Raw genomic sequence first — 24,069 nt, 5'->3', positions numbered from 1 at the left:
TTAGAAACAAAAGGCCCAAGACACGTGTTGTCGGGCCTTTTTGCAAGAGGAGGAAAGTGATGATTTATCTGGATAACGCCGCAACTACCCGGATTCATCCCCAAGTCTTGGCTACCTATAGCCAGGTGGCTCAAGAATTTTTTGCTAATCCGTCGAGTGCTCATGGCCTAGGACGTAAGAGTCGACAACTTTTGGAACAGGCTCGTGCCCAAGTTGGTCAACTATTAGGTTATCATCCACAGGAAATCTACTTTACTAGTTCAGGCACTGAGGCCAATAACTGGGTCTTCCAACGGATTGTAAGCCAGGCCCACAAACGTCGGCCTGAGGCTAATTTGGTTCTAGTCAGTCCTTTTGAGCATCCTGCAGTATTAAGCCAAAGAGACTATATCGAAAGCCAAGGTCTGACCTGGGCCGCTTTGCCAGTGACTGATCAAGGGCAAGTAGATTTGGAAGCTTTCCAGGCTAAGTTAGGACCAGAAGTTTTGCTGGTTTCCACCATGGCTGTCAATAATGAGATGGGGGCTTGCCAGCCTTTGGACCAGATGGCGCAAATCTTAGCAGACTATCCAAATATTGTCTGGCACGTCGATGGGGTTCAGTCGGTTACGACCGAATTGTCCCGGATTCAGCAGGACAGAATTGATTGTTTGAGCTTGTCTAGCCACAAATTTCATGCGCCACGCGGAGTGGGGATTTTGGCCTGCCGCCAACGCGTGGATTTGGTTCCCCTAATGACAGGGGGAGGCCAGGAGCAGGGGCAAAGATCTGGGACTGAGAACCTAGCCGCCATTGTGGCTACTGCTAAGGCCCTACGTCTAGCCCATGGAGAACAAGGTCAGACACGTTCGCGGCTTAAGGCCTATAGCCAGCAACTAGCCCAAGCCTTAAGCGCGCAAGGTTGGGTTATCTTTGCCCAAGAAACGGCAGCGCCTCATATTTTGTGCGCAGCTCTTCCAGGAATTCCTGGCGAGGTCCTGCTCAATGCCTTCGAGACCCAAGGTATCTATGTGTCAACTACCAGTGCTTGTTCGAGTCGAGTAAAATCTGACCATCACAGTTTGGCGGCAATGGGCGTACCCCAAAACTTAGCACAATCCGCCTTGCGCTTTAGCCTAGCAGCGGATACCAGTGACCAGGATATTGAAAAATGTCTAGTAGCCATTCCAAAAATTAGCCAACAATTTGAGAAAACACGAGGAAAATCATGAGTCAAAAACAAATTCTCATTCATTACGGCGAACTCTCAACTAAGGGTCGCAATAAAAAAATGTTTATTAATAAATTAGCTGAGCATATCCGCTACCGTACCCAGGATTTAGAACGCATCAAGATTGTGCCTGAATACGACTTTATGCATTTGATTTGGCAAGAAACGCCTTACCAAACAGTTATTGAGCGGCTTGAGACAGTACCAGGTATTTCGCGCTTCGAGCCAGTCTATCGAGTGGACAAGGATCTGGACGCAATCAAAGCTCAAGCACTGGCCTTGTTTGAAGAAGTGAAGCCAGCTGCTGGCAGTTCTTTTAGAGTCTTAGCCAAACGTTCTGATAAGACCTTTGCCTACGACACCATGGACTTACAGAGAGAAGTGGGAACTTGCCTAGGTTTAGCTTATCCAGATTTGGAAGTAGACTTCAAGACCCCAGATTACAAATTAACGATCAGTATCCAAAAGGCTGGCGCCTACTTAAGTCTCTTGTCTTACAAAGGGGTAGGGGGATTGCCTTATGGGGCTAGCGGCCGTGCCTTGCTCATGCTATCCGGGGGTATTGATTCTCCTGTGGCAGGCTATCAGATGATGAAGCGTGGTTTGGAAATTGAAGCAGTTCATTTTGCCAGCCCACCTTATACGGGCCCGCAAGCTCTGGAAAAGACTAAAAAATTAACGGCTCAATTGGCTCAATATGGTCGGAGTTTGACTTATCACTGTGTGCCTTTTACTGAAATTCAAGAAGAAATCAAGGACAAGGTCCACGATGATTTTTCCATGACCATTATGCGGCGTATGATGCTTCGGGTCATGGAGGCCTTAGTGAATCGTCAACAAGCTGATGCTATTGTGACGGGAGAATCCTTAGGGCAAGTGGCCTCTCAGACACTGAAGAGTATGCGGGCTATCAACCAAGTGACTTCCGTGCCGATTTTGCGGCCTTTAATTGCGATAGACAAGAACGATATTATTGCGCAGGCGGAAGCCATTGGGACCTATGAGATTTCCAATGAGCCCTTTGAAGATTGCTGTACGGTCTTTGCCCCTAAATCACCACGTACTAAGCCAAAATTGACGTCTGTAATGGAGTTAGAAGCTCTCTTAGATGTAGAAGGTTTAGTTGCTCGCGCTGTTGAGGGCACTCAAACGGAGATCATTGGCGCGGATTACGGTAAGTTAAGCAGTCCGGATTTTAGTCACTTACTATAGTTTGTTTGATTTCAGCCTGGAGGTCTTGGACTTTCAGGCTGTGATTTTTATCTCTATGACACAAAGTGGGAATGTAAAGAGAAAGAAAACTTGTCCGTCTAGCTTTCAGTGACCCCAAAATACCCTTATGAAATGGGTCAGAATCATGACAAATTAAAGATAAGGAGATTAACTATTTCTTTTTCCATAGAACTTATGTTATCATAGTCTTGGACTTGAAGGAGTGATAGACATGCAGACGAGTGTATATGGTATGGCAGTACTATGTCTTCGTCTTATCATCCTAGGGATGAGTCTCCTCATTTTCCGGGGTGTGAACTGGAATCAGCTCATGCGCCAGAATGCTAAGCAAGGAGCCCACGCAGTTTATGTCATGGTTAGCCTTGCAGTGGGGCACTTAGTCGGGTCGTTTATGATTGAAATGACGGAATCCTTACAGAACTTATTGTTAGGTTTCCTTAAATAAGAGAGTGTATCCCTATTTGTTCGCTCCAAAACGAATAGGCGTAAGAATAGGAGAATTTTTGATGGAAGAGATTATTGTTCAAGGTGGTAATCGATTAGAAGGTGTAGTCAAAGTTGAAGGAGCTAAAAATGCGGTCTTGCCAATCTTGGCGGCGGCTATTTTAGCAGAAACAGGCAAGGTTAATTTGTCTAATGTACCTGTCTTATCAGATGTCTTTACCCTTAACAACTTACTGACTGCAATTAACGTAAGTAATGAATTTGATCAAGAAAACAATGAAATGACTTTAGACGCAACCGGTCCTGTGTCAACCACAGCTGATTATGACTTTGTCAGCAAGATGCGGGCATCGATTGTTGTGATGGGGCCACTCTTGGCTCGCTTTGGTCATGCACGAGTGGCGATGCCAGGTGGCTGTGCCATCGGGACTCGTCCTATCGACCTCCATCTCAAGGGCTTTGAAGCTCTGGGGGCAAAAATTACACGCGCAGCAGGCTATGTCGAAGCACAGGCTGATAAGTTAGTGGGTGCGCGTATCTACTTGGACTTCCCAAGTGTGGGTGCGACTGAAAATATTATGATGGCAGCTGTCTTGGCAGAAGGTACTACCATCTTAGAGAACGTAGCGCGTGAGCCAGAAATTGTGGATTTAGCTAACTTCTTAAACCGAATGGGAGCCGATATTGTCGGCGCTGGGACGGAAACAATTAAGATTCATGGGGTCAAAGCCCTACATGGCACCTCCCATGATGTGATTCCAGACCGAATTGAAGCAGGTACCTTTATGGTGGCAGCTGCTGTTACCCAAGGCGATGTCTTGGTTGAAGGGGCTGTGTCAGAACACAACATGCCATTGATTAGTAAATTGCGTGAAATGGGCGTTGTATTCCATGAGTACCAAAATGGACTGCGGGTTATTGGGCCTAAGACCTTGCAACCAACAGATGTTAAGACCTTGCCATATCCTGGTTTTCCAACCGATATGCAGGCACAAATGTCGATTGCTCAACTCTTAGCTGAAGGTTCAAGCTCCTTGACCGAAACAGTCTTCGAGAACCGCTTTATGCACTTTGAAGAGTTGCGCCGGATGAATGCCCACTTTACCATTGATCGCCAAAATGTGGTTATGGAAGGTCCTACCCAATTCTATGGTGCTAGCGTTAAGGCCACCGATTTACGCGCAGCTGCAGCCTTAATTATTGCCGGTTTGACAGCTGAAGGGGTGACCCGCGTTTCTGAATTGAAGTATCTAGATCGTGGCTACTTCCGATTCCATGAGAAACTCAAAGCCTTAGGTGCTAATATTGACCGGGTTAATAGTGCTCAAGTAGCAACGCCACAAAAGACTACGACTCTTGCATAGAGGGGGGTCTTAAATGGCTAAAAACGTCGGAATAGACTTAGGAACAACAAATGTTTTAGTGAATTTATACGGTAAAGGGATTATCCTGAATGAGCCTTCTGTCGTAGCCATTGATACACGCAGCCAAGAAGTCATTGCTATTGGCCATGAAGCCTATGAAATGATGGGCCGGACACCTGAATCCATTCAGGTTATTCAACCGCTAAAGGGTGGCGTCATTGCTGATTTTGATATTGCAGAAGCCATGCTTATGCTCTTTATGCAACGTTTGAATCTAACCTCTTGGTTTGCTAAACCCAATGTTTTAATTTGTGCCCCATCAAAGGTAAGCGAGATTGAACGCCTAGCCTTAATTGAAACGGTCGAACGTGCAGGTGGAGGCCGTATCTACTTAGAGGAAGAACCAAAGGTAGCCGGTGTAGGTGCCGGTATTGACCCGCTGAGCTCATCGGGTAGTATGGTCATTGATATTGGTGGTGGTACGAGTGACTTTGCAGTAATCTCTGCGGGTGAAGTAATTGCCAGTGAATCCATTAAATTGGCTGGCGATGACTTAGATCTAGCCATCATTCAATATCTCAAAGACAATTTTCACATTCTGGTTGGTGAACGTTCAGCCGAAAGCCTGAAGAAGGCGGTCGCGTCTGCTGTTCTCTTACCGGAGGAAGAAGTAGAAACCTATGATGTAAAGGGACGCGACCTCTTGACCGGCTTGCCTAAGTCAGTTAACGTCGATTCTAATATGATTTGTCAGGCTATTCGACCAATCTTGATTGAGATTGCCCGAGTAGCTAAGCGAGTCTTAGAAACAATCCCGCCTGAGATGGCCGCAGATGTTATGGAGAAAGGCATCCTCTTAACTGGGGGAGGCGCCTTAATCTATCACATGGATACCTTCCTGACAGATTTCCTTAAGGTCAGCGTCCTTAAGGCAGAACAACCCATGAACTGTGTGGCGATTGGGTCAGGCTTGATGTTAGATTTGATTCTCTCAGGTAAATTAGAACGTACCAACCCGACATGGCGCCAACGATTGAAGCGTCGCTTACAACGTATCAAACGTCGTATTTTAGGGTAGAAAGGAGTCCTTATGGCAGAAAAACTTATGAAAAAATCCGTCTGGGCCATTGTTGGCAAGACTTTATTACGGGTCATTATGTACCTGCTCTTACTTTTCTTGTTTTTTGTCATCGGGCTAATTATTGGCTATGCCATAATTGGCAAGGGCAACTTCTGGGAAGTGCTAAGCCAAGATACTTGGCGTCATATTATTGATCTAGTCATGAAATAAGACAGTCGTCCACTCTTTGGGAGTGGACGTTTTTGTATAAGTAAGCAAAGTAGTATTTCCCCATAAATGCCTATGTAGGGGGATAGGCAAGGATAGTATTACATGCTATAATAAGGGGAATGAGGAGGTGAAGTTATGTATCCATTTGATTGGCGGGAATTATTATTATATCTATTGCCAGTTATTTATGTTTTTTTGTTTGATCGTTTTTTCCGTGAAGCAATGTCCTCCTTTTCTTTTTACAAGTTTTCACTTGCTGAAATGCTCCTCCCCATGTGGTGGGTATTGATACATGGCTTCAGTAGTTTTATTTTTGGATTCAGTCTAGGGCTTTTAACTCTCTATCTGACCTTGATTATTCTAGTAGTCCACCTCTACGACTACATTCGACGAATTGACGTTTTCAGTTACCGCCGCTACCTTCACCAGGCTAGTCGAGTCGTCTTCCTATCCTTTTCTAGTATGCTATTAGGGCTCATGCTCCTTCGCATTGCTAGCTTGTGGATCCTTTAGGGAAAATCCCCCACCTTTTTACCACTCCTTCCCACGTGGTAAAACCTTGATATAATAAGCTTTTTAAGCGCCGCTAGTTTTCTAGCGGGCTTTTTTTTATGAAATTTGCAAGAAGGAGTGGTGAAAAGTGGTGGAATGTGGTAGAATATGGGTAAGCTATCATGGGAGGTGTATGCAATCGTGTTAATTGGAGAATTTCAACATAATATTGATGCCAAAGGGCGATTGACTATGCCTGCTAAATTTAGGCCTGAATTAGGTGGCCAATTCGTAGTTACCCGAGGCTTGGATGGCTGCTTGTTCGGATACCCTATGGAAAACTGGGCCGTGCAAGAAGAAAAATTAAAGAAACTCAACCTTATGAAAAAAGATGCTCGGCAATTCGCCCGCTTCTTCTACTCAGCTGCCACTGAAGTAGAAATTGACAAGCAAGGTCGGATTAACTTGCCACAGACGCTTCTTGACTACGCTAAGATTGATAAGGAATGCCGTGTCATTGGTGTTTCTGATCGCATCGAAATTTGGAGCAGCGAACGTTGGGATGAATTTGTCGGTGACGCCGAAGAAAATTATGAAGCAATTGCTGAAGGTATGATGGATTTTGACCTGTGATGGAGTGAAGACAATGGAATTTAAACATGAGACGGTGCTTTTGCATGAAACCGTTGATGGTTTGGATATCAAGCCAGACGGCGTCTATGTTGATTGCACCTTAGGGGGCGCTGGTCATGCCCAGTATTTACTGGACCAACTAGGACCTCAAGGGCATCTCTATGCCTTCGACCAGGATATGACGGCCATTAACAATGCCAAACTTAAATTGGCTGACTATGTTGAAAAAGGCCAAGTTACCTTTATTCACCAAAATTTCCGTCATTTGAAGCAGGCTTTAGAAGAGCTTGGTATTGACCAAGTGGACGGAATTTACTATGACCTAGGAGTGTCTTCGCCACAACTTGATGTGGCCGAGCGTGGCTTTAGTTATGGACAAGAAGCCCGTCTAGATATGCGGATGAACCAAGAGCAGGCTTTAAGTGCCTATGAGGTTGTCAATGACTGGCCTTATGAAGACTTGGTGCACATTCTCTATCGTTATGGAGAAGAGAAGTTTGCCAAGCGTATTGCACGTGCAATTGAAGAAAGACGTGCTCAGCAACCTATCGAGACAACGACTGAATTAGCAGAAATTGTCAAAACGGCTATCCCTGCTGCTACCCGTCGTACGGGTGGGCATCCAGCAAAACGTAGTTTCCAGGCCATTCGAATTGCTGTCAACGATGAGCTGGGGGCGGTCGAAGATTCACTGGAGCAGGCGCTGACCCTTTTGAAACCAGAGGGGCGTATTAGCGTCATCACCTTCCATTCCTTGGAAGATCGCTTAGTTAAGCAATTATTCAAGGAAGTAAGTCAAGGGCCAGAAGTGCCTCGGGGCTTACCCATTTTGCCTGGCCAGATGCAGGCGCCTTTTGCCTTGGTCAATCGCAAACCGATTGTAGCCAGTCCAGAAGAATTAGAGGCCAACAATCGTTCGCGGAGTGCTAAGTTGCGCATTCTCCGCAAGAATTAATAGAACAGCAAGAATTAGAAACAGAAAGAAGGGATACCATTGGCTGAAACAGTAACAAGCGAACAATATTTTAAGCGCAGTTCCCAGGCTCGTTACCGCCAAGTGGCAAACCCAGAGCCGCCTTTAGCGACCAGTGCGGCAATTGATGACAGCCCAGCGTTAGGTGCGCCTGATTTAGTCAGTCGTCCTAGAGTGGGTAGTCAAACTAAAAACAGAGTGGGTTCTTTGAGACTCAGTCCTTATGAGGTTTTCTTGCTCATGCTTACTTTTTTGGTTGTGGTGGGTAGTGTCTTTGTTAATCTCATGATGCAGTCCAAGACTCAATCTATTCAACGTTCTAGCCAAGAGATGATGCAACAAACCTTAGAGTTACAGAAACAGACAGATGTCATGCGTGATCAAATGACGGAACAATATAAATACGATAACATTAAACAAGCGGCTGAAAAGCAAGGAATGAAGGTCCGCCAAGATAGTGTGAAGGATTTGACCAAGCCATGAGTCAACCAAATAATCAAATGATTCAACGTAATCTCAGATTCTTGGCAATCCTCCTTGCTGGATTAGCAAGTATCGCGATTTTCCGTTTCGCCCAAATTAGCCTTTTCAAAACAAGTAATGGGCAGGATTTAACTGCCTACCATGAAACAGGGACCAAGAGAAGTAGTATTACCGAGGCAAGGCGGGGGAGTATCTTTGACCAACAAGGGAACCCTATTGCAATGGATACTACTTCTTATTCTCTTTTTGCGGTGCTTCGCAGTGATTGGGGCGACACGAACCTTGTCAAAGACCCAGATGTGACGGCAAAAGCTTTGGCTAAGCATTTGGGCTTAGATCGCGATATGATTTTAGCTCAACTGACTCAAAACAATGTCTACCAAGTAGAGTTTGGGAATGCTGGTCAACATTTGTCATCTGAAACTAAAAAGGCCATTGAGTCCGAAAATCTACCAGGCTTAGTTTTTGTCAGCGAAACGACACGTAAATATGTTAATGATGTCTATGCATCTCACCTGATTGGCTATGCGACGGCAGCGGCTAAGGAAGAAGACCAACCTTTAAGTGCTCAAGTCCTAGAGGGTAAACTGGGGTTAGAAGCTGCCTATAATGTCAGTCTTAGCGGTCAAGATGGCAACCAGTCGTCGACTCGCCAATTAATTGGCAAAGATTTACATCTAACCTTAGACTCACGTCTACAAAACAAATTGGAAGAATTAATGACCCAATACCAAATGACTTACCAACCGGAAGCTTTGCAAGCCTATTTAGTGGAAGCCAAAACTGGTAAGCTAGTAGCAGCTTCCCAACGACCAAGTTTTAATCTCAATACTCGAGAAGGCATTGAGGCAGAATGGAAAAACTTGATGGTGGAAGAAGCCTATGAACCAGGTTCAACTATTAAGATTCTAACCATGTCGGTAGCTTATGATCGCCAACTCTATAAACCAGGTGAACTCTATCAATCAGGCTCTATCCAAGTCTACGACCAAGTGGTTAAGGACTATAACAAAGTAGGTTGGGGGCAGATTAGTTTTGAAGAAGGCTTGGCACGTTCTAGTAACGTGGCCATGGTCAATCTGGTTAACCGCATGGGAGACCAAGAGTGGGTCAAGAAGTTAGGCGACTTTGGCTTCGGTAAGGGAACTGACTTCGGTCTTGAAAATGAAACAACCGGTAACTTCCAATTTGATAACCCGGTTTCACGAATTATGAGTGGCTTTGGCCAAGGATTCTCCGCTACGCCTATCCAACTCTTACAAGCCTATAGTAGTATAGGGAATCAGGGCCAAATGCTGAAAGTTCAAGTGGTTCAAGGATTGGATTCAGCAGGTGAATTCCAATCCCGTATCTTAGGGAAGCCAATCTCTAAGGAAGCAGCTAATCATGTCCTCCAACTTATGGTGGACACGGTTGAGAAGCCCTATGGGACCGCAGTCTCCTTCCGTAACCCATATGTAAAAGTTGCGGCTAAGACAGGGACCGCCCAAATCGCAGATCCTAATGGTTCAGGCTATCTAACGGGAGCAAATGACTACTATCACTCAGTGGTAACTTTCTTCCCGGCAGATAATCCTAAATACATGCTCTATATGGCCATGAAGCGGCCGCAACAAAATCACGGGCTTCTTGGGTCGCAGATTTTAGGTAAACTCTTTAATGACTATATCGAATATATTATGGTGAAACCATAAGAAGAAAGAAGGACATAGGATGCAAGTAGAAGACTTACTAAGAGCAGTTCCTAGTGGTCAATTGTATGGCCCAGAAATCAAAGGGGAAATCACGCAACTAGTTAACGATACACGTAACTTAGTGCCTGGTTGTGCCTTTGTTGCCATTAAGGGCCTACAATTTGACGGCCACACTGCTGTGGAACAAGTAGCAGCAGCTGGGGCTAAACTTATGGTGGTAGAAGTCCTGCCTGAAAATTGGCAAGACTACCCATTAAGCTTTTTCTTGGTTCCTTCAACTTTCCGAGCACAAGCCTTGTTAGCTAATCAGTTTTTTGGTCGGCCTACCGAGCATCTTAATGTGGTGGCAGTCACCGGGACTAATGGTAAAACAACCATTTCTAGTCTTATCAGTGATTTGCTCATGCAATTAGGGCATAAGACAGGGCTCATTGGAACCTTACATTATAAGGTGGATCAGACTTATTATCCATCCATCAACACGACGCCCAATGCCTTAGCTCTTCAGCAGTTATTTGCTGAAATGGTATCGGTAGGTTGTCAGGATGCTCTAATTGAAGCTTCTTCTCATGCCTTAGCCTTGGGACGACTTTGGGCGACGGATATTGACTGTGCCATCTTCACAAACTTAACTCGGGAGCACTTGGATTTCCATAAAACCATGGAAGGCTATGCCTATGCTAAGTCCTTGCTTTTTGCCCAACTAGGACAAAAGTTTGCGGGAGAGGGGCCAAGACTGGCTATTATCAATGCAGATGACCCTTATGCTTCCATTATGATGCAAGCAACTTCAGCGGATGTTTTGACTTATAGTCTTCAGGATTCTAAAGCCAGTGCCTATGCTGACCAACTAGCGGTACAGGATGGTAACCAAACCTTCAGACTGCATTATCGCAATCAGACCTATCAAGTTGTTAGCCCTATGCTTGGCGCATACAACGTGGCTAACTTTATGGCGGCCTTTCTTTGCTTGGTAGACTATTACCATGTCCAACCTCAAACAGTAGTTGATTTAATGCTTAGCTTTGGTGGGGTTGAGGGCCGGATGCAAAGACTAGATTTAGGACAAGAATTCCAAGTGGTAGTCGACTTTGCCCACACACCAGATGCCATTGAACGTGTGCTTCAAGAGTTAAAGGCTCAGGAGCCTAAACGCCTAGTTACCATTATTGGACACAGTGGCGGTAATCGCGATAGTGGAGCGCGCCCGGAAATTGGGGACAAGGTCTTTGAATATTCGGATTGGATCATATTCACAGCTGATAATCCAAGGCATGAACCTGTGGCGAAAATTTGTGCTGAGTTAATTGGAAGTCACAATGAAGTGCCTTATAAGGTCATTGAAGATCGCAAGGAAGCCATTGACTATGTCATTTCTCAGGCGCAAGCAGGGGATTTATTGGTCTTTGCCGGCAAGGGTAGTGAGCCCTACCAGATTATTGGTGATGACAAGTTACCTTATGACGAAGTAACAGAAATTGAAGCGGCTGTTACCCGCCACTTTGGCTAGGAAGGCCGAAGAAATAATAAGCAGAGAGGAAGAGAGAGATGGAATTACTATTGCCAATGGCCGTGAGTTTTGCAATCACGGTAATCATTATGCCGTTCTTTATCGGCTACTTTAACTACCGAAAGATTGGGCAGACAACCCGTGAAGAAGGCCCTAAGTGGCATGAAGTCAAGACAGGGACACCTACCATGGGTGGGACGGTCTTTATCATGGCCATTTTAGTAACACTTCTAGGAGCTGCCACACTCTTGCGACTCTTAGACGGTGGTGTCTGGATGCTCCTATTAACTTTCTTGTTATTCGGCGGAATTGGCTTTATCGATGACTTTATCAGTATTTTCCGCCATCAAAATGAAGGTTTAACACCGCGCCAAAAATTCTTAACCCAATTGATTTTTTCTGGTATTATCGTTTTAATTGGTCTTTTGAATAAGGTGGAATTATCCTTCAACCTAGGGCCTTTCCTTATCAGTAATGCCCTTGTGATTGGTATTTTCGCCTTTATCTGGATTACAGGTTTCTCCAACGCTGTCAACTTAACAGATGGTTTGGATGGTTTAGCAACAGGCTTAAATATTTTTGCTTATGGTGTTTATGGGGCCATGGCGCTTAAGAGCAAGCAAACCTCCTTAGCCTTGATTTGTTTGGTGGTAGTAGGTGCATTAATTGGCTTTTTGTATTATAATAAAAAGCCGGCCAAGATTTTCATGGGGGACGTCGGTTCCTTGGCATTAGGCGCTGGTTTAGCGGTGATTTCGCTCTTAGTATACAATCCTTGGAGCTTACTCTTAGTCGGCATCGTCTTTGTAGTAGAAACTGCCAGCGTCATGTTACAAGTAGCGTCCTTCAAGCTAACTGGTAAACGAATTTTCAAGATGAGCCCAATTCACCATCACTTTGAAATGAGTGGTTGGAGTGAACAAAAAGTTGTGACCGTATTTTGGCTCGTTGGCCTCTTAGCAGGGTTAGGCTATTATTTCATATTCTAATCAGATAAGGTGTGGAGTTTAATGGGACAAACAGGTCAAGATTTAAAAAATAAAAAAGTGCTAGTAATGGGTTATGCTATGACGGGACGCTCTGTCGTTGAATATCTCTTAACCCAGGGCGCACAAGTAACCTTAAATGACCGGGGAAATCTTCTAGAAGATTCGTCGGTCCATTTGCTTATGGACAGAGGTGTCAAGGTGGTAGATGGCGGGCATCCGCTAGAACTCTTAGACCAGGACTTTGATTTTATGGTTAAAAACCCTGGGATACCATATCATGTGCCTCTAATTGAAGAAGCTCAAAAAAGAGGCTTGCCTATCTATACAGATATTGAGCTAGCTTCATGGATTGCACCATGTCCTATTGTGGCCGTGACGGGAAGTAATGGTAAGACCACTACGACGAGTTGGATTCATCAAATGCTAGCACACCGGCCACAAGGTCAGGCTCGTTTAGCAGGCAATATCGGGGTACCGTCACTTGTAACAGCTAACCAATCAAGCCCTGAAGATGTAATCGTCATGGAAGTATCCAGCTTCCAATTGATGGGAACCGAGAAGTTCCGACCAAGTATTGCAGTTATGACCAACCTAACATCAGCTCATCTGGATTATCATGGTAACCAGGAAGGTTACGAAGCTGCTAAATTCAAATTAGTCGCCAACCAAACAGCTGCTGATTATTGGGTCTATAATGTGACGGATTCAACCCTTCGTGCGCATGCCAATCGGGTTAAAGCCCAGCAGGTGCCGTTTAGTCATTTGCCAGCCAGCCCAGAGGTACAGGCCCAGGGTGCCTACCGCCAAGGGGACTCTCTATATTTCCGCGGTGAGGAAGTAGCCAAAGTGTCACAAATTGGCGTACCCGGAGACCATAACGTCCAAAATGCCCTGGCAGCAATTGCAGTGGCCAAGTTACTAGGTGTCTCCAACCAAGCTATTCAAGCGGAACTGAGTGCCTATGCTGGCATGCCTCATCGCTTACAGCCGATTGCTAAGTCAGCGGGTCGCATCTTCTATAACGACTCCAAGTCAACCAATATGGTGGCGGCCACTACAGCTCTTAAGAGCTTTACCCAACCAATCCGTTATATTGGTGGTGGTCTAGATCGAGGAAATGAATTTGATGATTTAATTCCTCACTTGGAGTATGTTGTAGAGGCCTTTCTCTATGGGGAAAGTAAAGAAAAAATGGCTAAGGCCTTCCGACAAGCGGGAGTGCCAGTCGTACATCTTTTTGAGAACCTAGATCAAGCAAGTCTAGCTGCATATGAAGCTGCTCAAGCGGGAGAAGTAGTCTTGTTCTCACCTTCATGCGCAAGCTGGGACCAATTCGCTAACTTTGAGGTGCGAGGTCAGCATTTTGTGGACTTGATCCAGTCTTATCTGGCTGAAAAACCTTATAAGGACTAAAAGGGAGGTAGTCATGCATGGCTGAAATTAAACGAATTGTACTTTCAGGTGGCGGAACGGGTGGTCATATTTACCCAGCTCTCGCCCTCTATCAAGTCATTAAAGCCAAATATCCGGAGGTAGAGTGCCTCTATGTTGGTAGTAAGAAGGGCTTGGAGGCAGATATTGTCGCAAAAGAAGGTCTCGCCTTTCAATCAGTTGAGATTCAGGGATTAAAACGTTCTTTATCTCTAGAAAATCTTAAAACAGCTTGGCTTATGTTAACCAGTGTCCACAAGGCTAAAAAGATTTTACGAGACTTTAAGCCAGATGTGGTAATTGGGACAGGAGGTTATGTCTGTGCACCAGTCCTCTATGCAGCTAGCCGTCTAGGTATTCCAAGTTTAATTCATGAACAAAATAGTGTAGCAGGTGTTACCAATAAATTCCTTAGCCGTTTCGTCAATCGGATTGCGACTTGCTTTGAAGAAGTGAAAAGTGACTTTAAGGGGCAAGAAGCCAAGATTATTTTAACTGGGAATCCGCGTGGCCAAGAAGTTGTGGCTACACCTAAAATGGACACCATCCTTTCAGAACAATTCCAGTTGGATGATCAAGTGCCAACTGTCTTAGTATTTGGGGGGAGCCGTGGTGCGCCAGCTATCAACCAGGCGGCCGTTGAAGCCATTCCGTCCTTTGCTGGACAAGACTACCAAGTGATTGTGGCTACAGGTCGAGTGCATTATGATGAACTACGTCAAAGTCTTAAAGAAGAGCTACCGGCTAATGTCCGTCTAGTGCCTTATATCGACAATATGCCAAGCCTCTTGCGCCAGATTAAGTTGGTAGTCGGTAGAAGTGGTGCAACTAGCTTGACGGAATTAACGGCATTAGGCTTGCCAAGTATTCTGGTGCCAAGTCCTTATGTTACTAACAACCACCAGGAACACAATGCCATGGCTCTTGTGGACCATGGCGCCGCTCGCATGATTAAACAAGCAGATTTGACTGCGACTAGCCTAGTGGAGACCATCCAGGAACTGATGGCTGACCCAAAAAACCTAGAAAAAATGGCGCAATCAGCCTATAAATTAGGGATTCGTGACGCCTCTGATCGCTTGGTCAAAGTTTTAGAAGAAATCTGCAAGTAAGAAAAATAGAATCTAGAGAAAGGAGGGAAGTAATGGCTAATTATCGTCTGGATCAGCGTAGTCGCTATCAAGAAGATTACCAAGAGAACCGTCAAACGCTCAACCAACGCCGCCAACCTAGTCGGCAAAGAAGTCAAGGCAATTACCGCTTAGATGCGAATGGACAACCTGTTATGCGACCTAATCAGGATCGTCAGCGTCCTCGTACTTATCAGGAAGCGCCCTATGACTATGAAGAAGCGCAAGGAGTTCCTAATCAGCCTGGCTTTTCAGGCAGACGCCAAGGCAATCATCGGATTAGGTCCTACGGTGATCAACCAAGTCCAGCCTGGACCGATTATGAAGAGGACTATGAGACACGCGTCGTAACCAAGCCACGAGCGGGTAACTATCGCCAAACACCTCATCACACTTCCCTCCCTGATCAAGAAAAATCAAGTAAGGATTCTGGACAAGCAAGTTGGCCCAAGGGCAAGATGAAACTTTTTTCCGTCTTCGTTGTCTTAGTTTTAAGTCTGGCAGTAGTGGGTTATCAACTCTTGCCGACACACTATGTCAATGCTGTTCAGATTGTGGGTAATCAGCGAGTGGATGGTGAAGCTATTGTCGCCGCCTCAGGTATTCGCGATTTTGACCGTGTTAAAGACATCATGGCTAAGCGCAAGTCGATTGAACAAGCCATTATGAAGGAGAATCCACTTGTCAGCAAGGTGACCTTACGTCGTCCTAATATGCAGAGTCTCCAATTAGAGATAGAAGAACATGCCATTGTAGCCAAGATTAAATCAGGAAACCAATGGATTGCAGTCTTAGATAATGGAACTTGGGGTGATTTTAGTGCCAGTGTGGCAGCTAAAGAAGCTGTCAACCTAGACCAATTGCCAGAACTCTTGGTTCAGGCCCCATCAGGTCGAGTAACAGAGTTGACAACAATGTTGAAACAAACTCCGCCCGATATTCTCAGTCAAATTGAAAGTCTCAAGCTAGGTCAAGAGGCCAGCAAGAATAGTGCCTTTGAAGCTAAGATGCGGGACGGCAACCTGGTCAAGGCAGTACTACCAACCTTCAATCATAAGATGACCTTCTACAATCAAATGCTTAAAGAAATAGGTGATAAGAAGGGAACACTTAATCTGGAAGTGGGTGCCTACTTTACGCCATTTACAGGCCAACAACGGCCAGTAAGAGTCCAGTCTGGACAACAACCTTAATAGATAAACAAAAGCGAGGACTAAGTCCTCGCTTTTACTATATGCCCGTCTTCATAGTGTCCCGAGAGCTAGTTTGGGAAGGCTTTACTATGTGAATAAGAACTAACAGAGACAAATAAGGAAAAAATCTATATTAATTCTTTGTGACAGGCATTATTTCGCTTCATATCAAGGCCAGTATGTGATAGAATTATAGGGAGAGATTATATCTCATCCAGGGAGACCAAGCTTCCCTGTGAGAGGACAAAGGAGGGCTAACGCTTGTGAGAACCCCAGAAATTTTTGTTAGTTTAGATATTGGGACTACCTCAATTAAAGTGGTTGTAGCTGAGCACATGAATGGCCAAGTCAATATTATTGGTGTAGGTAACGCGAAGTCACGTGGCTTAAGCCGTGGCGTAATCGTTGATATCGATGAGACGGTCTATTCCATTCAACAAGCCATTGCGCAAGCAGAGCAAAAAGCACAAGTTAAAATAAATGATGTCATTGTCGGCGTACCAAGTAACAAGCTGATGATTGATAACTGTCACGGTATGATTGCTGTTTCCAGTGATACCCGTGAGATTACCGAAAAAGATGTTAATAATGTCATTATGGCTGCTAAGGTGAGATCTGTCCCACCTGAACGGGAAATTATTTCCATCATTCCAGAAGAATTTATTGTGGACGGTTTTACCGGCATCCGCGATCCTCAAGGTATGATTGGGGTCCGGCTAGAACTCTATGCGCGCCTGATTACAGGTCCTAAGACTATCATCCACAATATTCGTCGCTGTGTGGAGAAGGCTGGACTCAACATTACGGAATTGGTGGTACAACCTCAAGCTATTGCAGAAGTAGCCCTAACTCCTGATGAACGTGAATTTGGGACTATCATCGTAGATATGGGTGGGGGCCAAACCAGTGCCTCAATTATTTATGACAACCAATTGAAGTATTCCTTCGTTGACCAGGAAGGTGGCGACTTCGTCACCAAGGATATTTCCTTAATCCTTAATACTTCCTTAGAGAATGCGGAACGGATTAAACGTGAGTTTGGTTATGCGGTCTCTCGTCAGACTTCTGAAGAAGAATATTTCCCAGTGGAGACAGTTGGACGTAAGGAACCTGTTCGCGTAGATGAACGCTATTTATCGGAAATTATTGAAGCCCGTTTAGCGCAAATCTTTGAGACAGTTCGAGATGACTTGGAAGGGGTCGATGCCCTCGACTTACCAGGTGGTTTCGTTTTGACTGGTGGAGCGGCTTCCTTGCCAGGCGTCTTAGAGCTAGCCCAAGAGTATTTTGGTCCTAAGGTTCGCCTCTATATCCCAGAGCAAATGGGGATGCGGAACCCAGTCTTTACGACAGCTATTGGCATGGTAGAATATGCTGCAGGCTTAGATGTTGTGCATCGCATTGCGCAAGGAACTTATCAAGCAGCAAGTGCACCACGTCAGGATCGTGGATATGAACGATCTTATCAAGAGCCTGTATCACAGGATGTAACGAATCAGCCAATGATGCCACCGCGTCAACAAGCACCTCGGCGTCCGGCAAGACCAGAGCGTCAACGACCGGTAGCAGAACCTGTGTCAGACTACGATGCATACTCCAATCTGGGAGGCTATGCTGCAGAAGAGCCAAACTATGTTCCAGATCCAGAGGCCGGGGTTAATTATGATAACCAAGTCCCTGTGGTAGGTAATGGGATTATCAGTAAAATTCAAGCATTTTTCAGAACATTTTTCGATTAAGATTCAGGAGGAACGATTTATGGAATTAGCATTTGATTCAATTAACGGCCGTGACGGCGCCGTTATCAAAGTCATCGGGGTCGGCGGGGCCGGCGGTAATGCCGTTAACCGTATGATCGCAGAAGGCGTCCAAGGGGTAGAGTTCATCGTAGCCAATACGGATACTCAGGCTCTCAAAGGCTCACAAGCAGAAACTAAGATTCAATTAGGCCCTAAGGTAACCAAGGGCTTGGGGGCAGGTTCTGTTCCTGAAGTCGGTCTTAAGGCTGCTGAAGAAAGCGAAGAACAAATCCGTACAGTACTTGAAGGCGCAGACTTAGTCTTCGTAACAGCTGGTATGGGTGGGGGGACCGGTACGGGTGCTGCCCCAATCGTAGCGCGCATTGCTAAAGAATTAGGCGCCTTAACAGTGGGTGTTGTGACACGTCCTTTCACCTTTGAAGGTCCTAAACGTGGTCGTTACGCCGCTGAGGGTCTTAAGAACTTGAAGGAAAACGTGGACACCTTGGTGACCATCTCTAACAACCGTCTCTTAGAAATTGTTGACCGCAAGACACCAATGTTAGAAGCTTTCTCTGAAGCGGATAACGTTTTACGTCAAGGGGTACAAGGGATTTCTGACTTGATTACTGCGCCAGGTTACGTAAACCTGGACTTCGCTGACGTGAAGACAGTCATGAAAGATCAAGGGACTGCTCTCATGGGGATTGGGGTTGCTTCTGGTGAAAACCGTACAGCTGAGGCAACTAAGAAGGCTATTTCTTCTCCACTCTTGGAAGTTTCAATCGATGGGGCAGAACAAATCCTCTTGAACATTACCGGTGGTTCTGACTTAACCCTCTTTGAAGCTCAAGATGCTAGCGAAATCGTGGCCAACGCTTCAACTAGCGATGTTAACATCATCTTCGGTACATCTATCAATGAAAATCTTGGCGATGAGGTAGTGGTTACTGTTATCGCAACTGGGATTGATACTGAGAAGAATGCACCTAGCAAGATGGCTCAACGCCCAGCGCGCAACAATTACAATGCAGCGCCTGCAAGCAATGCGCCTGAATCAAGCCAACCAGCGGTGTCTGCAAGTAACGACATCGAATTGGTACCACGCGGTCGCGAGAGCGAACGTGACTTATTCAGTGACTGGGATATCCGTCGTGAACAAAACACTCGTGAATCTGCTCATGAGATGCCACAGCGGACTTTCCAACGTTCAAGTGACGTTGGCCGTAACCGTCAAGTTGATACAACGGAAGATAACGAACTTGATACACCACCTTTCTTCCGCAAACGCCACCGTGGCTAAGCTAAGTAACTAGTCGCAAGCATCATGGGCACGTAAGGCTACGCTTCTAGCAGCTAGCCAGCGTGCCCATAACTGTTATGGAAGAAAAAATGAGCGAAGAGGTAGAGCTATTATGCTGATACAATTTATTTCTTGGGCCTTTACTACTTACGAGACCCTCATTATTATTTGGGCCATCATGTCTTGGTTTCCTGATGCCCGTTACAGTGACTTAGGACGTTGGGTAGGTAGCCTAGTCGAGCCTTATGTTGAGCTTTTTGATCGCTTTATCCCGCCAGTAGGGGGCTTGAGCTTTTCAGTTATGGCGGCGCTGATGGTTCTCTACCTGGTTCAAAATTTCCTTATGCGATTGTTAGTTGGAGTGTAGTCCCATGAAAGAGGGTATATATCAACATTATCGTAAAGAGGAGCAGGCCTTTATTGACTATGTACTAGAACAGATGGCCTATGCGGCTAGTCGCTATTGCCCGGTAACTAGTTACTTTGTGACTCCGCGCGAAGCCCTGATTGCCCAGCAACTGGCTAATGGACAAGATGAAGTTCAATTAGCCTGCCAAGGCGGTTTGCCAGGCGCTGAACGTCAAAGACTGGTTTTTTATCCTCAGTATTATGATTTAGAAACTAGCGACTTCCAGATTCAAGCCTTGAAGATTCACTTTCCGCAGAAATTTGCTAATATTCGACATGGTTCTATCCTAGGTTCCCTCCTGGGGGCTGGCTTAGAACGCAACCGAATCGGGGACATCATTACCGATGGACAGGACTGGCAGGTACTAGTGGATGCCAAGATTGCGCCTTATGTTTGTCAAAATGTGACTAAAATGGGAAATGTCGGGGTAAGGCTTGAATATATCGAGCCTGATCAGGTTCTGTCGCCACAAGTCCTCTGGGAAGACCAGACGGTTATTACCACGTCATTAAGGCTTGACACTATGCTGAGTAAAGTCTATAATTTTTCTAGACAGCGTGCAAAAGAAGCCGTCTTAGGGGGCTTGGTCAAGGTCAATTATTTAGAAATTAATCGACCAGATTTTGAGCTAGAGGCAGGCGACTTTGTCTCGCTTAGGAAGTTTGGGCGTTTTCAAATCGATGCCGAGGAAGGGCTAACCCGCAAGGACAATATTCGTCTTAAGGTTAAGGTTCTAGTCGTCTAAGGAAGAAAGCAAGAGCAAAGGAGTGTGTGACATGCCAATTACACCAAACGATATTTTAACCAAAGAATTTAATCGCGAATTTAGAGGCTATGCGAAAGAAGAAGTCAATGAATTTCTAGATGAAGTGGTTGTTGACTATGAACGGTCTTTAGACCAAGTGGCCGGCCTTAAACGTAAGTTGGCGGAAGCTGAAGAGAAAATCAAGAATTTCGAGAAATTACAAGAATCCTTGAATAGCTCAATCTTGATTGCTAACGAAGCAGCTGAACGCCTCAAACAAAATGCGCGCAAGGAAGCAGAACTCATTATTTATGAGGCAGAACGTGAGTCTGATCGTATCATCGCTAATGCACATGATACCGTCAACCACTTGGCTAATGAAGTGGAACTCTTACGTCATAATGGACGCAACCTTCAGTTCGAAATGCAACGCATGTTGACTCAGCAATTGGATTTAATTAAGTCTCAAACTTTTGAACAGGAGATTGCTTTTGCAACACCTGCTACTGAAGATAGCCAGGCTGAAGAACGTAGTTCTGAGCGTGTGGCTGCCTTAGAGCAAGAGGTAGAGACCCAAGTCACTTCAGATGTTGAAGAATTTGTCCATGAAACTCAAGGAAACTTAGAAGCTAAGGTAACACCTGATAAGGATGACCAAGCTTCTGTTGAAAGTATCCTGGGCCAAACCATTAAAATTGAATTACCAGAAATGATGTAAGACCACCATCACCTCTATACATCCCCAGCGATCTAGGAAGGGTGCAAGCCTAGAGTTCCCTATAGGGTAGATGATCAGCTTACCTATAATGCTCGGTGAACTTAAGTAGCCGGTGCCGCTTAAAGAGCGTTATCATGTAAGAGAATTTGTATGACTACAAATAAAATTGGGTGGTACCACGTTGCGACGTCCCGTTCCGGGGCGTCTTTTTATATTTTTTTGTAGTTAATACTGTCAAGAAAGGAATATTGTCAATATGAAACTAAAAGAGACCCTCAACCTTGGTCAAACCGATTTCGCCATGCGGGCAAATTTACCAACTAAAGAAGTCGTCCTACAAAAAGAGTGGGAAGATGCGAATATCTATCAACAAATCCAAGCTAAGAATGCTGATAAGCCAACCTATGTCCTCCACGATGGGCCTCCCTATGCAAACGGTAAAATCCACATGGGTCACGCCCTCAACAAGATTAGTAAGGATATCATCATTCGCTCTAAATCCATGTCTGGCTTCCGGTCGCCTTATGTACCAGGTTGGGACACACATGGTCTGCCAATCGAATCTGCCCTGACTAAGCAAGAAGGGGTTGACCGCAAGTCCATGTCTGTGGTCGAATTCCGTAAACTCTGTCAAGAATATGCCCTACGCCAAGTAGAAGGCCAAAAAGCTGATTTCAAACGCTTAGGTGTGACAGGTGAGTGGAATAATCCTTACTTGACTCTAGCTCCTGAATACGAAGCGGCACAAATTCGCATTTTCGGCCAAATGGCGGCAAAAGGCTACATCTACAAAGGCCTGAAGCCAATCTATTGGTCACCATCGAGTGAATCGTCCTTAGCAGAAGCCGAAGTGGAGTATGCAGATGTAACCTCTCCTTCTATCTATGTGGCTTTCAAGGTCAAAGACGGCAAAGGCATCGTACCAGAAAAAGCTGAGTTCGTAATCTGGACCACCACGCCTTGGACTTTACCAGCTAACTTAGGGATTTCAGTGAGTCCTGTGGCTAGCTATGTTCAAGTCAAAGTGGGAGACCGTCATTTCATCGTAGCCCAAGACTTGCTGGAGTCCTTAGCTCAAACCCTCAACTGGGAGGATTACCAAGTAGAGGCTCACTATCAAGGGAAGGACTTTGACCGACTCACTGCTTGGCATCCTTTCTATGAACGGGAGTCCCTACTCATGGTGGGAGATCACGTAACCCTAGATGCAGGGACTGGTTTGGTACATACCGCTCCTGGTCACGGGGAAGACGACTACCATATTGGTAAAGCCTATGGTTTAGATATTCTGTCCCCACTGGATAACCAAGGTCACTATACTCATGAAGCCCCTGGCCTTGAAGGTATCTTCTATGCAAAAGGCAACAAACTAGTAGTGGAATTACTCAAGGAAAAGGGTGCCCTGCTGTCTTACTCTGAATTTGTCCACAGCTACCCGCATGACTGGCGGACTAAAAAACCTGTTATTTATCGGGCGACACCACAGTGGTTTGCTTCTATTGATAAATTCCGTGAAGAATTGCTTGAAGCAATTGAAACACAAGTTAAATGGTACCACCCATCAGGCCAGCCACGTATCTACAACATGATTCGTGACCGAGGTGACTGGGTCATCTCTCGTCAACGGGCATGGGGTGTACCACTTCCTATCTTCTATGCTGAAAATGGGGAAGCGATCCTAACAGCTGAAACCATTGAGCATGTGGCAACTTTATTTGAAACACACGGTTCTAATGTCTGGTTTGAACGTGATTCTAAGGATCTCTTGCCTGAAGGCTTCACGCATCCTGGCAGCCCAAATGGTAAATTCACCAAGGAAACTGACATCATGGACGTATGGTTCGACTCTGGGACCTCTTATGCAGGAGTTTTAGAAGCCAGAGATTATCTGACTTTCCCAGCAGACCTCTACTTGGAAGGGTCTGACCAATACCGTGGTTGGTTCAACTCAAGCTTTACCACTTCTGTTGCGGCTAAGGGTGTGCCACCCTATAAGGCGGTGCTGTCTCAAGGCTTCGTCTTAGACGGTAAAGGTAACAAGATGAGTAAGTCATTAGGTAACGTTATTGTGCCGGAAGAAGTCATGAATGAACTTGGGGCTGACATTATCCGTCTATGGGTTCTCAGTGTGGACTCAGAATCAGATGTGCGGATTTCTAAGGACATCCTCAAGCAAATTGCTGAGGCTTACCGTAAAATTCGGAATACCATCCGCTTTATGTTAAGCCATGTGTCAGACTTTGACCCAAGCAAGGATACTGTAGCTTTTGAAGACTTACGTCCAGTTGATCAATACATGACGGCTAAGTTTAAGCTCGTTGTTAACGACCTTTTAAGTGCCTACGATAAGTTTGAATTTGCTAGCATCTATAAGAAGGTCATCAACTTCATGACAGTTGACTTGTCTGCCTTCTATCTGGACTTTGCTAAGGACGTCCTCTATATCGAAGCACCCGATAGCTTACCTCGTCGTCAAATGCAAACCGTCATCTACGGTATCTTGCGTGACCTCTTGCCACTCTTAACGCCAGTCCTCTTGCATACCATGGAAGAAGCCTGGAAGGAATTGCCAGGGGTTGAAGGCTATGTTCAGTTGGCAGAGTTCCCACAAGCAGTCGATGGGACCGCTTATCAAGCCCTGGTGGATCAATGGAAACTCTTCTTCCATGTCCAACAAGGGGTTCAAAAAGCCTTAGAGGAAGCGAAAAATGCTGAACAAGACCCAATCAAGAAATCTTTTGAAGCAGCTGTGACCCTCTATGTCAATGAAGAACAAGCCAATGCCTTAAAGGCCTTGAGTCAAGATTTAGATCAATTACTCATTGTCTCTCATCTAGACTTAGTGACCACGCCGGCACCAGATCATGCCTTAGTCTTAGACGATTATGCAGTTTCTGTTAGCCGCGCTCAAGGGCATGTCTGCGAACGATGCCGGGCAGTCCGTCCGGAAGTGGGAACGATTGCGGAGGCCCCAACCCTTTGTCATCGTTGCCACCAGATTGTCAAAACGCATTACCCTGCTTACTTTGAAGCAGAATAATAAAATAGTAAGTAAGAGCAACATTCCTTTCGGATGTTGCTTTTG

22 protein-coding genes are annotated in these 24,069 nt (G+C 45.4%); all 22 read left to right on the top strand.

Annotated features, from left to right (window positions below):
• Positions 1-59 precede the first annotated feature (59 nt).
• The 22 genes from V7R82_RS06500 (at position 60) to ileS (ending at position 24,024) form a co-directional block, all read left to right on the top strand.
• Entirely contained in the window at positions 60-1,211 is a 1,152-nt protein-coding gene (locus V7R82_RS06500; protein ID WP_311465106.1) for a cysteine desulfurase family protein, read from the top strand.
• Positions 1,208-2,422, top strand: coding sequence for a tRNA uracil 4-sulfurtransferase ThiI (gene thiI / locus V7R82_RS06495; protein ID WP_338542023.1), 1,215 nt, complete (start codon positions 1,208-1,210; stop codon positions 2,420-2,422). The genes V7R82_RS06500 and thiI overlap by 4 nt, the downstream gene beginning before the upstream one ends.
• Positions 2,423-2,654: 232 nt before the next feature.
• On the top strand, positions 2,655-2,888 hold the full coding sequence (locus V7R82_RS06490; protein WP_338542021.1) for a DUF1146 family protein: 234 nt from the start codon (positions 2,655-2,657) through the stop codon (positions 2,886-2,888).
• A gap of 61 nt (positions 2,889-2,949) precedes the next feature.
• Entirely contained in the window at positions 2,950-4,251 is a 1,302-nt protein-coding gene (murA, locus tag V7R82_RS06485) for a UDP-N-acetylglucosamine 1-carboxyvinyltransferase (RefSeq protein WP_070755322.1), read from the top strand.
• A gap of 13 nt (positions 4,252-4,264) precedes the next feature.
• The gene (locus V7R82_RS06480; RefSeq protein WP_023390952.1) at positions 4,265-5,329 is read left to right on the top strand and encodes a rod shape-determining protein; all 1,065 of its coding nucleotides are present in this window, start codon (positions 4,265-4,267) and stop codon (positions 5,327-5,329) included.
• Positions 5,330-5,341: 12 nt separating this feature from the next.
• Positions 5,342-5,542, top strand: a complete 201-nt coding sequence (locus V7R82_RS06475; protein WP_291429138.1) for a DNA-directed RNA polymerase subunit beta — start codon at positions 5,342-5,344, stop codon at positions 5,540-5,542.
• A gap of 135 nt (positions 5,543-5,677) precedes the next feature.
• Positions 5,678-6,055, top strand: a complete 378-nt coding sequence (locus V7R82_RS06470; RefSeq protein WP_070755324.1) for a hypothetical protein — start codon at positions 5,678-5,680, stop codon at positions 6,053-6,055.
• A gap of 180 nt (positions 6,056-6,235) precedes the next feature.
• The gene (gene mraZ, locus V7R82_RS06465) at positions 6,236-6,667 is read left to right on the top strand and encodes a division/cell wall cluster transcriptional repressor MraZ (RefSeq protein ID WP_070755665.1); all 432 of its coding nucleotides are present in this window, start codon (positions 6,236-6,238) and stop codon (positions 6,665-6,667) included.
• 13 nt (positions 6,668-6,680) lie between these two features.
• Positions 6,681-7,622, top strand: a complete 942-nt coding sequence (gene rsmH, locus V7R82_RS06460; protein ID WP_070755325.1) for a 16S rRNA (cytosine(1402)-N(4))-methyltransferase RsmH — start codon at positions 6,681-6,683, stop codon at positions 7,620-7,622.
• Between the two features lie 39 nt (positions 7,623-7,661).
• Positions 7,662-8,123, top strand: a complete 462-nt coding sequence (locus tag V7R82_RS06455) for a hypothetical protein (RefSeq protein ID WP_070755326.1) — start codon at positions 7,662-7,664, stop codon at positions 8,121-8,123.
• On the top strand, positions 8,120-9,817 hold the full coding sequence (locus V7R82_RS06450) for a penicillin-binding protein 2 (RefSeq protein WP_338542016.1): 1,698 nt from the start codon (positions 8,120-8,122) through the stop codon (positions 9,815-9,817). The genes V7R82_RS06455 and V7R82_RS06450 overlap by 4 nt, the downstream gene beginning before the upstream one ends.
• A 19-nt stretch (positions 9,818-9,836) precedes the next feature.
• A complete protein-coding gene (locus V7R82_RS06445) occupies positions 9,837-11,327 on the top strand; it encodes a UDP-N-acetylmuramoyl-L-alanyl-D-glutamate--2,6-diaminopimelate ligase (RefSeq protein ID WP_338542014.1) in 1,491 nt (496 codons plus the stop codon).
• A 38-nt stretch (positions 11,328-11,365) separates the two neighbouring features.
• Positions 11,366-12,316 (top strand): phospho-N-acetylmuramoyl-pentapeptide-transferase, encoded by a 951-nt coding sequence (mraY, locus tag V7R82_RS06440; protein WP_338542013.1) that lies wholly within the window; start codon positions 11,366-11,368, stop codon positions 12,314-12,316.
• Positions 12,317-12,337: 21 nt separating this feature from the next.
• Entirely contained in the window at positions 12,338-13,729 is a 1,392-nt protein-coding gene (murD, locus tag V7R82_RS06435; RefSeq protein WP_338542012.1) for a UDP-N-acetylmuramoyl-L-alanine--D-glutamate ligase, read from the top strand.
• 17 nt (positions 13,730-13,746) lie between these two features.
• The gene (gene murG, locus V7R82_RS06430; RefSeq protein WP_338542011.1) at positions 13,747-14,859 is read left to right on the top strand and encodes an undecaprenyldiphospho-muramoylpentapeptide beta-N-acetylglucosaminyltransferase; all 1,113 of its coding nucleotides are present in this window, start codon (positions 13,747-13,749) and stop codon (positions 14,857-14,859) included.
• A 32-nt stretch (positions 14,860-14,891) separates the two neighbouring features.
• A complete protein-coding gene (locus V7R82_RS06425; RefSeq protein WP_311467467.1) occupies positions 14,892-16,070 on the top strand; it encodes a cell division protein FtsQ/DivIB in 1,179 nt (392 codons plus the stop codon).
• Between the two features lie 263 nt (positions 16,071-16,333).
• Positions 16,334-17,809, top strand: coding sequence for a cell division protein FtsA (ftsA, locus tag V7R82_RS06420; protein WP_291428915.1), 1,476 nt, complete (start codon positions 16,334-16,336; stop codon positions 17,807-17,809).
• Between the two features lie 19 nt (positions 17,810-17,828).
• On the top strand, positions 17,829-19,112 hold the full coding sequence (gene ftsZ / locus V7R82_RS06415) for a cell division protein FtsZ (RefSeq protein WP_311467469.1): 1,284 nt from the start codon (positions 17,829-17,831) through the stop codon (positions 19,110-19,112).
• 112 nt (positions 19,113-19,224) lie between these two features.
• On the top strand, positions 19,225-19,479 hold the full coding sequence (locus tag V7R82_RS06410) for a YggT family protein (RefSeq protein WP_070755335.1): 255 nt from the start codon (positions 19,225-19,227) through the stop codon (positions 19,477-19,479).
• Between the two features lie 4 nt (positions 19,480-19,483).
• A complete protein-coding gene (locus tag V7R82_RS06405; RefSeq protein WP_070755336.1) occupies positions 19,484-20,266 on the top strand; it encodes an RNA-binding protein in 783 nt (260 codons plus the stop codon).
• 31 nt (positions 20,267-20,297) lie between these two features.
• Positions 20,298-20,984, top strand: a complete 687-nt coding sequence (locus V7R82_RS06400) for a DivIVA domain-containing protein (RefSeq protein WP_306486003.1) — start codon at positions 20,298-20,300, stop codon at positions 20,982-20,984.
• Positions 20,985-21,240: 256 nt separating this feature from the next.
• Positions 21,241-24,024, top strand: coding sequence for an isoleucine--tRNA ligase (gene ileS, locus V7R82_RS06395; RefSeq protein ID WP_311467472.1), 2,784 nt, complete (start codon positions 21,241-21,243; stop codon positions 24,022-24,024).
• The last annotated feature ends 45 nt before the right edge of the window (positions 24,025-24,069 follow it).

Source organism: Abiotrophia defectiva ATCC 49176 (assembly GCF_037041345.1).
GTDB lineage: Bacteria > Bacillota > Bacilli > Lactobacillales > Aerococcaceae > Abiotrophia.
This window is presented reverse-complemented; position numbering and strand designations above follow the sequence as displayed.

Excerpts from the sequence above, each read along its gene's own strand:
- rsmH (WP_070755325.1), top strand. The coding sequence starts at position 6,681 with ATGGAATTTAAACATGAGACGGTGCTTTTGCATGAAACCGTTGATGGT.
- mraY (WP_338542013.1), top strand. The coding sequence starts at position 11,366 with ATGGAATTACTATTGCCAATGGCCGTGAGTTTTGCAATCACGGTAATC.
- murA (WP_070755322.1), top strand. The coding sequence starts at position 2,950 with ATGGAAGAGATTATTGTTCAAGGTGGTAATCGATTAGAAGGTGTAGTC.
- V7R82_RS06400 (WP_306486003.1), top strand. The coding sequence starts at position 20,298 with ATGCCAATTACACCAAACGATATTTTAACCAAAGAATTTAATCGCGAA.
- thiI (WP_338542023.1), top strand. The coding sequence starts at position 1,208 with ATGAGTCAAAAACAAATTCTCATTCATTACGGCGAACTCTCAACTAAG.
- ileS (WP_311467472.1), top strand. The coding sequence starts at position 21,241 with ATGAAACTAAAAGAGACCCTCAACCTTGGTCAAACCGATTTCGCCATG.
- V7R82_RS06500 (WP_311465106.1), top strand. The coding sequence starts at position 60 with ATGATTTATCTGGATAACGCCGCAACTACCCGGATTCATCCCCAAGTC.
- V7R82_RS06425 (WP_311467467.1), top strand. The coding sequence starts at position 14,892 with ATGGCTAATTATCGTCTGGATCAGCGTAGTCGCTATCAAGAAGATTAC.
- V7R82_RS06410 (WP_070755335.1), top strand. The coding sequence starts at position 19,225 with ATGCTGATACAATTTATTTCTTGGGCCTTTACTACTTACGAGACCCTC.
- V7R82_RS06405 (WP_070755336.1), top strand. The coding sequence starts at position 19,484 with ATGAAAGAGGGTATATATCAACATTATCGTAAAGAGGAGCAGGCCTTT.
- V7R82_RS06490 (WP_338542021.1), top strand. The coding sequence starts at position 2,655 with ATGCAGACGAGTGTATATGGTATGGCAGTACTATGTCTTCGTCTTATC.
- V7R82_RS06480 (WP_023390952.1), top strand. The coding sequence starts at position 4,265 with ATGGCTAAAAACGTCGGAATAGACTTAGGAACAACAAATGTTTTAGTG.
- V7R82_RS06470 (WP_070755324.1), top strand. The coding sequence starts at position 5,678 with ATGTATCCATTTGATTGGCGGGAATTATTATTATATCTATTGCCAGTT.
- ftsZ (WP_311467469.1), top strand. The coding sequence starts at position 17,829 with ATGGAATTAGCATTTGATTCAATTAACGGCCGTGACGGCGCCGTTATC.
- V7R82_RS06475 (WP_291429138.1), top strand. The coding sequence starts at position 5,342 with ATGGCAGAAAAACTTATGAAAAAATCCGTCTGGGCCATTGTTGGCAAG.
- murD (WP_338542012.1), top strand. The coding sequence starts at position 12,338 with ATGGGACAAACAGGTCAAGATTTAAAAAATAAAAAAGTGCTAGTAATG.
- V7R82_RS06445 (WP_338542014.1), top strand. The coding sequence starts at position 9,837 with ATGCAAGTAGAAGACTTACTAAGAGCAGTTCCTAGTGGTCAATTGTAT.
- murG (WP_338542011.1), top strand. The coding sequence starts at position 13,747 with ATGGCTGAAATTAAACGAATTGTACTTTCAGGTGGCGGAACGGGTGGT.
- V7R82_RS06450 (WP_338542016.1), top strand. The coding sequence starts at position 8,120 with ATGAGTCAACCAAATAATCAAATGATTCAACGTAATCTCAGATTCTTG.